This window comes from Streptomyces sp. A01, assembly GCF_059026195.1.
In genome coordinates, this window is record NZ_JBWLKN010000046.1 from 1 (window position 1) to 13,665 (window position 13,665).

The 13,665-nt window shown below is 70.0% G+C and carries 13 protein-coding genes and 2 pseudogenes; all 15 read left to right on the top strand.

What is annotated here, in order from left to right:
* Nucleotides 1–183 precede the first annotated feature (183 nt).
* The 15 genes and pseudogenes from proS to AC5P1B_RS34045 all read left to right on the top strand — a co-directional run bounded on the left by proS (nucleotide 184) and on the right by AC5P1B_RS34045 (nucleotide 13,182).
* The gene (gene proS, locus AC5P1B_RS33975; RefSeq protein ID WP_493891872.1) at nucleotides 184–1,596 is read left to right on the top strand and encodes a proline--tRNA ligase; all 1,413 of its coding nucleotides are present in this window, start codon (nucleotides 184–186) and stop codon (nucleotides 1,594–1,596) included.
* A gap of 416 nt (nucleotides 1,597–2,012) precedes the next feature.
* Nucleotides 2,013–2,603: a hypothetical protein gene (locus tag AC5P1B_RS33980; RefSeq protein WP_493891899.1), complete on the top strand. Its 591-nt coding sequence runs from the start codon at nucleotides 2,013–2,015 to the stop codon at nucleotides 2,601–2,603.
* Between the two features lie 157 nt (nucleotides 2,604–2,760).
* Entirely contained in the window at nucleotides 2,761–3,204 is a 444-nt protein-coding gene (rpsP, locus tag AC5P1B_RS33985) for a 30S ribosomal protein S16 (RefSeq protein ID WP_493891873.1), read from the top strand.
* 2 nt (nucleotides 3,205–3,206) lie between these two features.
* On the top strand, nucleotides 3,207–3,446 hold the full coding sequence (locus AC5P1B_RS33990; protein WP_362211881.1) for an RNA-binding protein: 240 nt from the start codon (nucleotides 3,207–3,209) through the stop codon (nucleotides 3,444–3,446).
* A 260-nt stretch (nucleotides 3,447–3,706) separates the two neighbouring features.
* Nucleotides 3,707–4,252 (top strand): ribosome maturation factor RimM, encoded by a 546-nt coding sequence (gene rimM, locus AC5P1B_RS33995; protein ID WP_493891874.1) that lies wholly within the window; start codon nucleotides 3,707–3,709, stop codon nucleotides 4,250–4,252.
* On the top strand, nucleotides 4,252–5,094 hold the full coding sequence (gene trmD / locus AC5P1B_RS34000; protein WP_493891875.1) for a tRNA (guanosine(37)-N1)-methyltransferase TrmD: 843 nt from the start codon (nucleotides 4,252–4,254) through the stop codon (nucleotides 5,092–5,094). The genes rimM and trmD overlap by 1 nt, the downstream gene beginning before the upstream one ends.
* 128 nt (nucleotides 5,095–5,222) lie before the next feature.
* A complete protein-coding gene (gene rplS / locus AC5P1B_RS34005; protein ID WP_493891876.1) occupies nucleotides 5,223–5,570 on the top strand; it encodes a 50S ribosomal protein L19 in 348 nt (115 codons plus the stop codon).
* 50 nt (nucleotides 5,571–5,620) lie between these two features.
* Nucleotides 5,621–6,406 (top strand): signal peptidase I, encoded by a 786-nt coding sequence (gene lepB, locus AC5P1B_RS34010; RefSeq protein ID WP_493891877.1) that lies wholly within the window; start codon nucleotides 5,621–5,623, stop codon nucleotides 6,404–6,406.
* A 271-nt stretch (nucleotides 6,407–6,677) separates the two neighbouring features.
* Nucleotides 6,678–7,892: a signal peptidase I gene (gene lepB / locus AC5P1B_RS34015; protein ID WP_493891878.1), complete on the top strand. Its 1,215-nt coding sequence runs from the start codon at nucleotides 6,678–6,680 to the stop codon at nucleotides 7,890–7,892.
* Complete coding sequence (lepB, locus tag AC5P1B_RS34020; RefSeq protein WP_493891879.1) at nucleotides 7,822–8,925, top strand: signal peptidase I; 1,104 nt, start codon at nucleotides 7,822–7,824, stop codon at nucleotides 8,923–8,925. The genes lepB (AC5P1B_RS34015) and lepB (AC5P1B_RS34020) overlap by 71 nt, the downstream gene beginning before the upstream one ends.
* Nucleotides 8,926–9,119: 194 nt before the next feature.
* Nucleotides 9,120–9,842, top strand: a pseudogene (gene lepB / locus AC5P1B_RS34025) (signal peptidase I); the annotation flags it as partial.
* Nucleotides 9,843–10,035: 193 nt separating this feature from the next.
* On the top strand, nucleotides 10,036–10,551 hold the full coding sequence (locus AC5P1B_RS34030; protein ID WP_493891880.1) for an NUDIX hydrolase: 516 nt from the start codon (nucleotides 10,036–10,038) through the stop codon (nucleotides 10,549–10,551).
* A gap of 39 nt (nucleotides 10,552–10,590) precedes the next feature.
* Nucleotides 10,591–10,917, top strand: coding sequence for a DUF2469 domain-containing protein (locus AC5P1B_RS34035; protein ID WP_184572634.1), 327 nt, complete (start codon nucleotides 10,591–10,593; stop codon nucleotides 10,915–10,917).
* Between the two features lie 289 nt (nucleotides 10,918–11,206).
* Nucleotides 11,207–11,560 (top strand): annotated as a pseudogene (locus AC5P1B_RS34040) (YraN family protein); the annotation flags it as partial.
* On the top strand, nucleotides 11,560–13,182 hold the full coding sequence (locus AC5P1B_RS34045; protein WP_493891881.1) for a YifB family Mg chelatase-like AAA ATPase: 1,623 nt from the start codon (nucleotides 11,560–11,562) through the stop codon (nucleotides 13,180–13,182). The pseudogene AC5P1B_RS34040 and the gene AC5P1B_RS34045, both read left to right, overlap by 1 nt.
* Nucleotides 13,183–13,665 lie beyond the last annotated feature (483 nt).

Below are 13,665 nucleotides of genomic sequence, written 5' to 3' on the forward strand. Positions count from 1 at the left end.
AGCACGGAGCACGGAGCACGGAGCACGGAGCACGGAGCACGGAGCACGGAGCACGGAGCACGGAGCACGGAGCACGGGGCGGTGCGATCGGGGCTGGTGGTGGCGCTCGCCCCGGAGCGCAGCGCCCTGGAGACCGGGGCAGCGATTCACGCTCAGGGATGGCGGCCCCGTACGATCTGGGCCATGGCAAAGGCTCCCGTACTCACTCCCCAGGCGGACGATTTCCCGCGCTGGTACCAGGATCTGATCAACAAGGCCGAGCTGGCCGACAACGGCCCCGTGCGCGGCACCATGGTCATCCGTCCCTACGGGTACGGCCTGTGGGAGCGGATGCAGCAGGAGCTGGACGCACGCATCAAGGAAGCGGGCGCCTCCAACGCGTACTTTCCCCTTTTCATCCCGCAGTCGTACCTGACGCGCGAGGCCGAGCACGTCGAGGGCTTCGCCCCCGAGCTGGCCGTCGTCACACACGGCGGCGGCAAGGAGCTCGACGAGCCGGTCGTGGTGCGCCCCACGTCCGAGACGATCGTCAACGAGTACTTCTCGAAGTGGGTGCAGAGCTACCGGGACCTGCCCCTACTGATCAACCAGTGGGCGAACGTCGTCCGCTGGGAGATGCGCCCCCGCGTGTTCCTCCGCACCTCCGAGTTCCTCTGGCAGGAGGGCCACACCGCCCACGCCACGTACGAGGACGCGCAGCAGTACGCGGCGCGCATCCACCGGGACGTCTACGCCGACTTCATGCTGAACGTCCTCGGCATTGATGTGGTGCTGGGCCGCAAGACGGCCAAGGAGCGGTTCGCGGGCGCGATCAACACCCTCACGCTTGAGGGCATGATGGGCGACGGCAAGGCCCTGCAGCTGGGTACGAGCCATGAGCTCGGCCAGAACTTCGCCAAGGCGTTCAACACGCAGTACCTCTCCAAGGAGGGCGGCCGCGAGCTCGTCTGGCAGACCTCGTGGGGCGTCTCGACCCGCATGGTCGGCGGGCTGATCATGTCGCACGGCGACGACAACGGGCTGCGGGTGCCGCCGCGACTGGCGGCGGTTCAGGCCGTTGTCCTGGCCATCAAGGGCGAGGAGTCCGTCGCCGCGGTGCGCGCCCTGGGCGACAAGCTGAAGGCCGCGGGCATCCGGGTGCAGGTCGACGACCGGGTGGACATCCCGTTCGGCCGCCGCGCTGTGGACTGGGAGCTCAAGGGCGTGCCGGTCCGTATCGAGATCGGCCCCCGCGACCTGGAGAACGGCACCGCGATGCTCGCCCGCCGCATTCCTGGTGGCAAGGAGCCCGTACGCACCGAGACGCTGGCCGAGTCGCTGCCCGCGATCCTCGAAGAGGACCAGGCGCTCCTCCTCCGGCAGTCGCGCGAGCGCCGCGAGGCCCGTACCTCGGATGTCTCCACCATCGACGAGGCCGCTGAAGCCGCTACGGCAGGCGGCTGGGCCCGAATTCGCTGGGCGGATCTCGGCCCCGAGGGCGAAGCCAAACTGGCTGAACAGGCTGTGTCCGTGCGGTGTTTGATCGCCGAGGATGGGTCGGTGCCGGACGCGGACGACGCTCCCGGTACGGTCGCCATCGTCGCCCGCGCTTACTGAGCGCGGGACGGGGCGGGCCGACGCGGAGCACGGAGCGCGGCCGGACACCCAGCCGTGCCGGACACGGGGCACGGCTGGACGGCGCGCACACTCGGCTGGAGATATCCACGCCCGTCGCGTCGCTGTGGCTTGCGGCGCGCGACGCCGCCGCGATCGCCCTGTGGGAAGGGGCGGCATAGCGGGGCGCGCACGTGCGAGCGAGCGCGGGCTTGAGGCTCCAGCCCAGCGTGCGGGCGCGCCCGCACGCTGGGGCGTACGCACCAGTACGTACCGGCTTGACGCGCGCCGTACCGCTCATCCGCAGATCTGCGCACCCGCCCTCGTCAGGAGGCATCAGCGTGAACCGACTGGTACGTGCAAATTATTTGGGATGCCCGGAATCGGAACACCCGGACACCACCGCTCGTTGTCACGACGTGAGCACGACACCACCTGTTCTCGCCGCGGAACTGGCGCAGGCGTGGGCCGATATTCAACGGCACCACCCCGAGCTGCCGGATCTCGCCGCGCCCGAATCCTTGATCGGAGAGTCGTCGTCCGCTTGCGGCCACGAGCTCTCATTCGAACGGCTTCTGCACGAGGCAGTTCACGGCATCGCCGCCACCCGCGGCGTCCGCGACACCTCGCGCGCAGGCCGCTACCACAACCGCCGGTTCCTGGCGATCGCCGAGGAGCTGGGACTCGACCATGCCGAGGAGCCACATCCCAGCAGCGGCTTCTCCTTGGTCACGCTGAACCCAGAAGCGAGAAAGCGTTACCGCCCGACGATCGAGCGCCTCCAGCGCGCCCTCAAGGCGCATACGGTGGCGACCGCGTCCGACACCGCCCGCAGCTTCCGCGGCCCGGCCGCGCGGCATGGCTCGTCCGGTGGCGGTGTGCGGGTCAAGGCTGTGTGCGACTGCGGCCGCAACGTCAGAGTCGTACCGTCCGTCCTTGCCCAGGCCCCGATCATGTGCGGAGGATGCGGCAAGCCCTTCCGTATCCCCGAAGTGGTCGCGGTCGGCTGACCCGGCAGCGGTATGGCACAATGAACAGCTGTACTCGACAGTCGAACAGGACCCCTCTCTCCTCCGGCTGACGCGTCCATCGGGCACTCGGGTACCGCAACCCCACGCGGCACATCGCAGTGCTCAACCACGTCAAGACCAGGAGACACCCACTCCCGTGGCAGTCAAGATCAAGCTGAAGCGCCTGGGCAAGATCCGCGCGCCTCACTACCGCATCATCGTTGCCGACTCCCGTACCCGCCGTGACGGCCGGGCCATCGAGGAGATCGGCCTGTACCACCCGGTGCAGAACCCGTCGCGCATCGAGGTCGACTCGGAGCGCGTGCAGTACTGGCTGAGTGTCGGTGCGCAGCCGACCGAGCCGGTCGCAGCCATCCTCAAGGTCACCGGTGACTGGCAGAAGTTCAAGGGTCTGCCCGCCCCGCCCCCGATGAAGGTCGCTGAGCCGAAGGCCGACAAGCGCGCGCTGTTCGAGGCCGCTGCCAAGGACGCCGGTGACGAGCCGAAGGGTGAGGCGATCACCCCGAAGGCGAAGAAGGCTGACAAGAAGTCGGACGAGGCGGCCCCGGCTGCTGAGTCCACCGAGTCGACCGAGGCCTGAGGATGCTCGAGGAAGCCCTCGAGCACCTGGTGAAGGGCATCGTCGACAACCCCGACGAGGTGCAGGTCGCATCGCGCGACCTGCGTCGTGGACGTGTGCTGGAGGTCCGGGTACACCCCGACGACCTCGGCAAGGTGATCGGCCGTAACGGCCGCACCGCACGCGCGCTGCGTACTGTCGTGGGCGCTATCGGCGGCCGTGGTATCCGCGTCGACCTTGTCGACGTGGACCAGGTTCGCTGAAGAGCGAAAGAGCACCGGCACGGGCCGGGAACGGCTGATGCCGTTCCCGGCCCGTGCCGCTTTCGGCTCGCGGCCCGCACGCCTGGCCGCGGCGCTCCGTGCCCCGTGCCCCGTGCCCCGTGCCCGTAGGATTCACGGCCCGTGGCGCCCCGTGCGTCGTCGAGCACCCGCCTTCCGGCGCCTCAAGCCCCCACCACGCCTTCGGGCCCCGTCCCCACCCTCGTAGAGGCCCTCGTGAAGAGCAGAGAAGGAAACGCACAGTGCAGCTGGTAGTCGCGCGCGTCGGCCGCGCTCACGGCATCAAGGGCGAGGTCACCGTCGAGGTGCGCACCGACGAGCCCGAGGTGCGGCTCGCGCCGGGCGCCGTCCTCGCCACGGAGCCGGCGTCGGCCGGACCGCTGACCATCGAAACCGGCCGCGTGCACAGCGGCCGCCTGCTGCTGCGCTTCGCGGGCGTCAAGGACCGTACGGGCGCCGAGGCGCTGCGTAACGTCCTGCTCATCGCCGAGATCGATCCCGAGGACGTCCCCGAGGACCCCGAGGAGTTCTACGATCACCAGCTGATCGACCTCGACGTGGTGACCGTGGACGGGGCGGCAGTCGGCCGCATCGCGGAGGTCTCCCACCTTCCGCATCAGGACCTGCTCATCGTGAAGCGCCCCGATGGCACCGAGGTGATGGTCCCGTTCGTCGCCGAGATCGTGCCGGAGATCGATCTTGAGGAACAGCGCGCCGTGATCGACCCGCCCCCCGGCCTGCTCGACGAGGGCCAGGCCGAGATCGCGAGCAGCAGGGACGACAGCTGATGCGGCTCGACGTCATCACGATCTTCCCCGAGTACCTGGAGCCGCTGAACGTCTCGCTGGTCGGCAAGGCACGCGCGCGCGGGCAGCTCGACGTACGCGTCCACGACCTGCGGGAGTGGGCGCATGACCGCCACAACACGGTGGACGACACCCCGTACGGCGGTGGGCCGGGCATGGTCATGAAGCCTGAGCCGTGGGGCGAGGCGCTTGACGCGGTCATCGCCTCTGGCGCGGGCGACGGCGAGGCGGAGGCGGGCGGTGACGGTGCCAAGCCGACGCTCGTCATCCCGACGCCCAGCGGCCGGCCCTTCACCCAGACGCTCGCGGTCGAGCTGTCCCAGCGGCCGTGGCTGGTGTTCGCACCCGCCCGCTACGAGGGCATCGACCGGCGCGTCATCGACGAGTACGGCGAGCGGCTCGAAGTCCATGAGGTCTCCATCGGCGATTACGTGCTCGCCGGAGGCGAAGCGGCGGTGCTGGTGATCACGGAGGCCGTGGCCCGGCTGCTGCCGGGAGTGCTCGGCAACGCCGAGTCGCACCGTGACGACTCCTTCGCTCCCGGCGCCATGGCGGACCTGCTGGAGGGCCCCGTCTACACCAAGCCTCCGGAGTGGCGGGGGCGCGGCATCCCCGACGTCCTCGTCAGCGGCCACCACGGCAAGATCGCCCGCTGGCGGCGGGACGAGGCGTTCCGCCGCACCGTCAGCCACCGCCCGGACCTGATCGAGCGCTGCGACCCGGCGGCACTCGACAAAGGAGACCGCGCGATCCTCGCGGCCCTGGGCTGGGTCGAGGGGGCGGGCGGCCGATTTGGGCCGCCGGGGGAAGACGTGGAAGAATAGGCCGCTGTTGTCCGTCCGGCGCGCGCCCCTGCCACAGGGGGAACGACGTCCGCCCGACGGGGCGGCACCTCTGATCATTCCGAATATCCCGTTGATGACCTGTGGCATCAGCGAAGAAAGCAGACGTCATGCATCTTCTTGACAGCGTCGACTCCGCGTCGCTGCGCAGCGACCTCCCGGCCTTCCGCCCGGGTGACACGGTCAACGTCCACGTCCGCGTCATCGAGGGCAACCGCTCCCGTGTCCAGCAGTTCAAGGGCGTCGTCATCCGCCGCCAGGGCTCGGGCGTGCGCGAGACCTTCACGGTCCGCAAGGTCAGCTTCAGCGTCGGCGTCGAGCGCACCTTCCCGGTGCACACCCCGATCGTCGAGAAGATCGAGCTCGTGACCCGCGGTGACGTCCGTCGCGCGAAGCTGTACTACCTCCGTGAGCTCCGCGGCAAGGCCGCGAAGATCAAGGAGAAGCGCGACAACTGAGCCGAGCGTGTGCCAGGCGGCTCAGGCAGGCCGGTTAGGCTCTGAGCCCGATGGACACCGACGCACAGACTTCGGAGCGCGACCGCTCTCCCGCCCCCGCAGAGGGGCCGGAGGAGCGGTCGCGCTCCGTGCGTTTGGGATGGCTGACCGGCGGGGGGCCCTGGCGCCGTGCGGGGCTGCTCGCCACGGCCTGCGTCACAGTCGTCCTGCTGCTGAGCGCCTTCGTGGTGCAGCCCTTCCTGATCCCCAGCACCTCCATGGAAAACACCTTGAAGGTCGGCGACCGGGTGCTCGTGAACAAGCTGGCGTACCGTTTCGGTGACGAGCCGCAGCGCGGCGACGTAGTGGTCTTCGACGGCACCGGCTCCTTCACGCAGGACGAGCCGTCGGAGAACCCGGTGACGTCGTTCTTCCGCGAGGCGGCCGCCTCGGTCGGGCTCGCCGAACCGGCCGAAACCGACTACGTCAAGCGTGTGGTGGGCACCGGAGGTGACCGGGTCACCTGCTGTGACAAGCGGGGGAGGATCAAGGTGAACGGGCAGCCGGTGGACGAGGACTACCTGCGTCCTGGGGACGCTCCGTCGCAAGTGCGGTTCGACATCGTGGTGCCACAGGGAAAGCTGTGGGTCATGGGGGATCACCGCAGCGCCTCGCGTGACTCACGTGACCTGCTCGGCGCACCAGGCGGTGGCTCCGTGCCGGTCGGCAAGGTCATCGGGCGGGCCGACTGGATCGGCTGGCCGCTGGGCCGCTGGCGGACACTGCACCGGCCGGAGGTGTTCGCCCGGGTACCGGAGCCCAGCCCGGCCCCGGAGCCGGGCAGGGCGCATGGGTAACCGCGGACGGCCTCGCTCCGGACACCGCGGCGCTGGCCCACCGGAGCAGCAGGGCCAGCCACCGGAGCAGTCGGCACCGCCACTGGGCCAGCAGACGGTGCCGCCGTCCACGGGGCACGGACCCGGACACGCAACAGCCGGACCGGTCGGATACACGCCGCCGGCCGGTTTCCCGCCGGGGAACGGATACGGCACGGGGCGCGGGGCGGCTGACGCCCTCACGCGTGAGCCGTACGACACCGCTCATGACACTGGGGCCCCGTACGGATACGTGCCTGGCACAGTCCACGGGGCCGGACGCGCGACAGCCGCGGGCGGACGCCCCGGAGCCGGATATGAGGCCTACGGGGCGGGAAGCCCGGCGCGCGGAGCAGCGTTCGGGGGCAGCCACGGGCCGGACTCGCCGCCGTACGGCCAGGAGCAGCGCCCCGGATACCCGTACGAGACCGACCCGGAGCCCGCCGGGCAGGAGCCGCCGTCAGCAGAGGGCGAGCGGACGACGGGGCCACGACGGCCGACAGGTGGTCGGGCCGAGCGGCGCAGGGCCGCCCGCCGTATCAAGCGCAGACGCCGCCGCTCCGCGATCAAGGAGATACCGGTACTGATAGTCGTGGCGCTGCTCATCGCGCTGGGGCTCAAGACCTTTCTCGTCCAGGCGTTCGTCATCCCGTCCGGCTCCATGGAGCAGACGATCAAGATCGGCGACCGGGTACTGGTGGACAAGCTCACCCCGTGGTTCGGCTCCAAGCCCGAACGTGGTGACGTCGTGGTCTTCAAGGACCCCGGTGGCTGGCTGGAGGACGAACAGAAGCCCAGCGGGGACGACCCGGTGGGCATCAAGCAGGCCAAGCAGGCACTGACGTTCATCGGACTGCTGCCGTCCGCCGACGAGCAAGACCTGATCAAGCGCGTCATCGGTGTGGGCGGCGACACGGTGCGCTGCTGCGACAAGAACGGTCGCGTCACGGTCAACGGCACTCCACTGAACGAGCCCTATCTGCACCCCGGGGACGCCCCGTCCAAGCTCAAGTTCCGCGTGACGGTGCCGCAGGGCCGCATCTTCGTGATGGGCGACCACCGTTCCAACTCGGCCGACTCCCGCTACCACCTCGACGACGAGGGGCGCGGCACCATCTCGGAGGACCTGGTGGTCGGCCGGGCCGTGGTCATCGCCTGGCCGTTCGGCCACTGGCGACAACTGGACGAGCCGGAGACGTTCGCCTCCGTACGCGACGCGGGTGACGCCCAGCAACGAGACGGCGGCACTGCGCATAGTGTGTCCCCAGGCAGTGCGTTTCCTCCAGAAGCGCAAGGATTGACCCATCCCCCGACCCTTGCGGAACTCCCGCTCGTTATGGGATTGGTGGGCCTGCGCCGGACCTGGGGCAGGCGGCAGCGCGGCAAGAGGAGTGGATGTGGGGGATTTGGCGGTCGGCGCACGGTCCGGACACGAAGAGCCCGAGGGGCGGCCAGGACGACTCGGTGAGCCATCCGTGAACGAGGCGCCCGAAGCCCAGTCGTCCGAGGCCCGGACCCAGTACGAGGCGAGCGCCGACGGAAGCCCCGGTCTCCGCGACACGCCCGCCACGCACGGGGCGGACGCCGCAAACGCCCCGTGGCCCCGCGCCGACGGGGCCGAGAGCGCGGACGCTGCCCCGCTTCCGGGCCAGCCGGGACCGCATGCCCGGACGGGCGATCCCGACCAGCCCGACGAGGATGACGAGCGCCAGGAGAGCGGCGGAGCGAGTGCCGCGAAGCAGAAGAAGCACCGTTCCTTCTGGAGGGAACTGCCGCTTCTCATCGGTATCGCGCTGCTGCTCGCGCTGCTGATCAAGACGTTTCTGGTGCAGGCTTTCTCCATCCCCTCCGACTCCATGCAGAACATGCTGCAGCGCGGAGACCGGGTGCTGGTCGACAAGCTGACGCCGTGGTTCGGATCGGAGCCGGAGCGCGGCGAAGTCGTCGTTTTCCACGACCCGGGCGGCTGGCTGGACGAAGCGCCGCAGTCCGACTCCGGCCCAGTCGCCGAAGGCATGCAGAAGGTGCTCAGCTTCATCGGCCTGATGCCGTCGGCGGAGGACAAGGATCTGATCAAGCGGGTCATCGCGGTGGGCGGCGACACGGTTGAGTGCAAGAACGACGGCCCGGTCAAGGTCAACGGCAAGGCGCTTGACGAGCCGTACATCTTCCCGGGTGACACACCCTGTGGTGACAAGGAATTCGGGCCGATCCACGTACCGGACGGCCGGATCTGGGTCATGGGCGACCACCGCCAGGACTCGCTCGACTCCCGCTACCACCAGGATCTAGACAACGGCACCGTCTCGGTCGACGAGGTCGTCGGCCGGGCGATCGTCAAGGCGTGGCCAGTCAACCGCTGGGGGACGCTTCCCATCCCTGACACCTTCGACCAGCCGGGAATCAGCGCCGCGGCGTCCGTGACTCCGACGGTCGCCGGTTTCGCGGGCGCGCTGCCGCTGGTGCTGTGGCGCCGTCGTCGGCTGATCAAGAAGGCATAGCAGGGGCTGACGGCGCCCATACCGCCGGGTAGGGTGCGGACCCGTGCCCCGTGCTCCGTGCCCCGGGCGTGTGGACCGCGCCTCCGCTCCGGGGGCCGCGGTCAGCCGACGTGGGAGGGGTAGCCGGGCATGGGTGCGGACATCCGACGCGGGGCGTGCCTGTACGGGGCGCTGCCGGGCGACAGGAGAGTGGAATGAGTGGAGCTGCGCGTACGAGCGGGGGGCCGAGCCGCCGGGGCAACGTACTGTCCGGGCTGGCGGTCGCCATCGGCTGTGTGCTCTTCCTCGGAGGGTTCGCGTGGGGCGCGGTGCTCTACCAGCCGTACACCGTTCCCACGGACTCGATGTCGCCCACCATCGCCAAGGACGACCGGGTGCTCGCCGAGCGCATTGACGGCGGCGACGTACGCCGTGGCGACGTGGTGGTCTTCCGCGACTCGGTGTGGGGCGACATGCCGATGGTGAAGCGGGTGGTCGGGGTCGGCGGCGACAAGGTCGCCTGCTGCGACGAGCAGGGTCGGCTGACGGTCAACGGCAAGGCCATCGACGAGTCCTACGTACCCGGCGACGGTCCTGTCTCGCCGAACAAGTTCTCCGCCACGGTGCCTGAGGACAAGCTCTTCCTCCTGGGCGACAACCGCGACACCTCGGTCGACTCCCGGGGGCACCTCACCGACGGTGACCACGGGGCGGTGTCGCGGGACGCGGTGGACGCGCGCGTGGACGGTACAGCGTGGCCGCTGGGTTCCGTGGGGATGCTCGACCGGCCGTCGGCGTTCGACGATCTTCCAGGTGGCGTGTCGCAGCCTGGTCCACTACAGCTGATCGTGATCATGGTGGTGGTCGGCGCCGTACTCATCCTGGGCGGTGCCGCCTACGGACCGGTCGCACGGTGTGCCGGTGGCGGCAAGAGCAAGCGGGGCGGCGCTACGGGGCCCGGGGCACGGGGCGAGGCAGGCAAGGCCCCTGGGGCCGGTGCGTCCACCGGAACCGGCGCGGGGCCCGCCGACTCCCCCAGTGCCTCCGGGAACGCGGGCGCCGCCGGTGATACTGGGGCGCCGGGCGCGCCCGGCGAGGCCCGAAGGGGCGAGAAGGGAACGGCGAGGAGCAGTGGCTGACGGCATACCGGCGACAGCGGGTGAGTCCGCGCTGCGCAAAGTGGCGCGGGTGATCCTGCTCGACCCCGATGACCGGATTCTGCTGATGCACGGCTTCGAGCCGGACGATCCGTCGATGACCTGGTGGTTCACTCCGGGCGGCGGCCTTGAGGCGGGGGAGACCCGGGAGCAGGCAGCCCTGCGGGAGCTGGCGGAAGAGACCGGCATCACTGATGTGCGGCTGGGGCCGGTGATCTGGCAGCGTGTGTGCTCGTTCCCGTTCGACGGGCGCAGGTGGGACCAGGATGAGTGGTACTACCTGGCCAGAACGTCCCAAACGCTGACACGCACCGGCGGCCAGACCGACCTTGAGCGGCGTAGCGTCACGGGGCTGCGCTGGTGGACCTCCGAAGAACTGTTCGCCGCTCATGAGACGGTGTATCCGACCAGACTCGCCGAACTGCTGCGTACGCTGCTCGACGAGGGACCCCCTAGTGCGCCGGTGGTCCTGGAGACTGAGCGCGTCTGACGCACAATGGGGGGACGCACGGCTGAAGGGGAACATGCCATGAGCGCCGAGGACCTCGAAAAGTACGAGACCGAGATGGAGCTGAAGCTCTACCGGGAGTACCGCGATGTCGTCGGTCTGTTCAAATACGTGATTGAGACCGAGCGGCGTTTCTACCTCACCAACGATTACGAGATGCAGGTGCACTCGGTCCAGGGCGAGGTTTTCTTCGAGGTCTCCATGGCTGATGCCTGGGTATGGGACATGTACCGCCCGGCTCGCTTCGTCAAGCAGGTCCGTGTCCTTACATTCAAGGACGTGAACATCGAAGAGCTCAACAAGAGCGACCTCGATCTGACCTCAGGGGAATCGGGCTTTAACAGCTAGGGATCACCGCAGACCCCGGATCGGCATCTCGCCACCCGAATGGGTGAGCGAGTTATCCACAATCCCACGGATATCCACCAAGATCCAAAAGTTGCGGGCAGGGGCGGCACAGTCGGTGCCGGAGGTGGTGCCCATGCCGCGAACATCCGGGGAGCGACGCCCCGTACCGCCGGAACGCCGTGCCGTACGTCCCACACGACCCAGCCCAGCCCGCCCATCGAGCCCCCCGGTCCCCGGCCCGCCCGACGGACCGCGAGCGTCCCCAGTAGGCGAGCCGAGCCCGTCACAGGCACGCCGTGCACTCGGACGCTACGGCGAGAACCTGGCGGTGCGCACCCTGGCCGCGGCCGGAATGACGGTGCTCGCGCGCAACTGGCGCTGCCGCGCCGGTGAGATCGACATCGTCGCCCTGGACGGCGACGCGCTCGTCATCTGCGAGGTCAAGACCCGCCGAACCGGTGCGTACGAGCACCCCATGGCAGCCGTCAGTCCGGTCAAGGGGGAACGGCTGCGACGGCTCGCCGACCGCTGGCTGGAGCTGCACGGCGGCCCGCCCTCCGGCGGCGTGCGGATCGACCTGATCGGCGTTCTCCTGCCCGATCGGGGAGCGCCGGTCGTCGAGCACGCGAAGGGGGTGGAGTGATGAGCTTCGCCCGTACGTGTTCCGTCGCCCTGGTCGGAGTCGAGGGCGTGGTGGTCGAGGTCCAGGCCGACCTGGAGCCCGGTGTCGCGGCCTTCACGCTGGTCGGTCTGCCCGACAAGAGCCTGGTGGAGAGCCGGGACCGCGTCAGGGCGGCCGTCGTGAACTCCGGCGCGGAATGGCCGCAGAAGAAACTCACTGTCGGGCTCAGCCCCGCGTCCGTCCCCAAGAGTGGCAGTGGCTTCGACCTCGCCGTGGCCTGCGCCGTGCTGTCGGCGGCCGAGCGCATCGACCCGCGGGAGATCGCCGACCTCATGATGATCGGGGAGCTGGGTCTCGACGGCCGGGTGCGCCCGGTGCGGGGTGTCCTGCCCGCCGTGCTGGCGGCGGCCGACGCCGGATACCGGCAGGTCGTCGTCCCCGAGCGGACCGCAGCCGAGGCATCGCTGGTTCCTGGGATCTCCGTGCTGGGCATCCGCAGCCTGCGCCAGCTCATCGCCGTGCTCACCGACGCCCCCGTGCCCGAAGAGGAGGAACAGCCCGAGGACGGCCGCCCTGACCCGATGCTCGCGGGCCTGTCGTTGCCGGGAGCAGGTATGGACACGGGCGCGGGATTGGGCGGCCATGGCGCGGCCAGGCCACCTGACCTGGCGGAAGTCGCCGGGCAGCGCGCCGCCAGGATGGCTTTGGAGGTAGCGGCCGCAGGCGGCCACCACCTTTTCCTCAAAGGCCCTCCCGGTGCAGGCAAGACCATGCTCGCTGAGCGGCTGCCGGGCCTCCTCCCGCCCCTCACGCCCACCGAGGCCCTTGAGGTCACAGCCGTGCATTCCGTCGCGGGAATCCTCCCGCCGGGTAAGCCCCTCGTAGACGCCCCGCCCTACTGTGCGCCCCACCACTCGGCGACCATGGCGGCCCTCGTCGGCGGCGGGAGCGGACTGCCCCGGCCGGGAGCGGTGTCGCTGGCGCACCGAGGGGTGCTCTTCGCGGATGAGGCGCCGGAGTTCAGCGGCCGGGCGCTGGACGCGCTGCGGCAGCCGCTGGAGTCCGGCCACGTGGTGGTGGCCCGGTCAGCGGGCGTGATGCGGATGCCCGCGCGCTTCCTTCTGCTGCTCGCGGCCAATCCATGCCCGTGCGGGCGGCACGGGCAGCTGGGGGAGGGCTGCGCCTGCCCGCCTGCCGCCATCCGCCGCTACCAGGCCAGACTTTCCGGTCCTCTGCTCGACCGGATGGACCTGCGTATCAAGGTCGGCGCCGTCAGCAGAGCGGAGCTCAGTGGCGAGTACGGCCAGTCCGAAAGCACGGATGTGGTGGCATCCCGCGTGCGCGAGGCACGGCAGCGGGCCCGCGCGCGATATGAGGGGACCCCATGGCGCACGAACGGTGAGATGCCCGGCTACGAGCTGCGCACTCGTTGGCACCCCGCTCCCGGAGCACTCCGCGAGGCGGAGCGCGACATGGAACGCGGCCTTCTCACCGCTCGCGGCCTGGACCGGGTGCTGAGGGTCGCGTGGACGGTGGCGGACCTGGCGGGGCATGACCGGCCACTGCGCGATGACGTGATGCGAGCGCTCCAACTGCGCACCGGCGTCAGCCGGGGAGCGCCGGACGTTGTGGGGAGCGCGTGATGGCGGAAAGTCCGGCGGAAGCGGGAACGGATGACGGGAGAACAGCCGATGCGGCCTCAGGCTGGCGCCGCGGGGCTTCCGACGAGGTGCGACTGGCGAGGGCGGCACTGACGCGGTTGGTGGAGCCCGGTGACAGCACCGTAGGCCGGTGGCTGCGCCGGCTGGGGCCGGTGGGGCTGCGCCGCGCGCTGACGGGGGAGTGCGAGCCGCCGCACGGGGCGAGCGCTTCCCGCCTCGCCGGGTACGCGCTCCGCGCCGCCGGCCTTGACCCTGCGGCTGATCTGGCCGCCGTCGCCGCGCTCGGCGGCCGGTTCGTCTGCCCGGAGGACGCTGAATTCTGTTTACAGTTCGCGTGTTGCCCGAGGTCGTGTTGCACACGTGGAGGTCTGTGTTGTGGATGAGTGGCGTCTGTTTTGGGTGGGCGACGGCGGTACACCTAGCAGTTCGGGAACGGACGCTCTTGCCGCATGGGAAGACTTGAGC

Excerpts from the sequence above, each read along its gene's own strand:
- AC5P1B_RS34045 (WP_493891881.1), top strand. The coding sequence starts at position 11,560 with ATGAGCTTCGCCCGTACGTGTTCCGTCGCCCTGGTCGGAGTCGAGGGC.
- rplS (WP_493891876.1), top strand. The coding sequence starts at position 5,223 with ATGCATCTTCTTGACAGCGTCGACTCCGCGTCGCTGCGCAGCGACCTC.
- AC5P1B_RS33990 (WP_362211881.1), top strand. The coding sequence starts at position 3,207 with ATGCTCGAGGAAGCCCTCGAGCACCTGGTGAAGGGCATCGTCGACAAC.
- lepB (WP_493891877.1), top strand. The coding sequence starts at position 5,621 with ATGGACACCGACGCACAGACTTCGGAGCGCGACCGCTCTCCCGCCCCC.
- AC5P1B_RS34035 (WP_184572634.1), top strand. The coding sequence starts at position 10,591 with ATGAGCGCCGAGGACCTCGAAAAGTACGAGACCGAGATGGAGCTGAAG.
- proS (WP_493891872.1), top strand. The coding sequence starts at position 184 with ATGGCAAAGGCTCCCGTACTCACTCCCCAGGCGGACGATTTCCCGCGC.
- trmD (WP_493891875.1), top strand. The coding sequence starts at position 4,252 with ATGCGGCTCGACGTCATCACGATCTTCCCCGAGTACCTGGAGCCGCTG.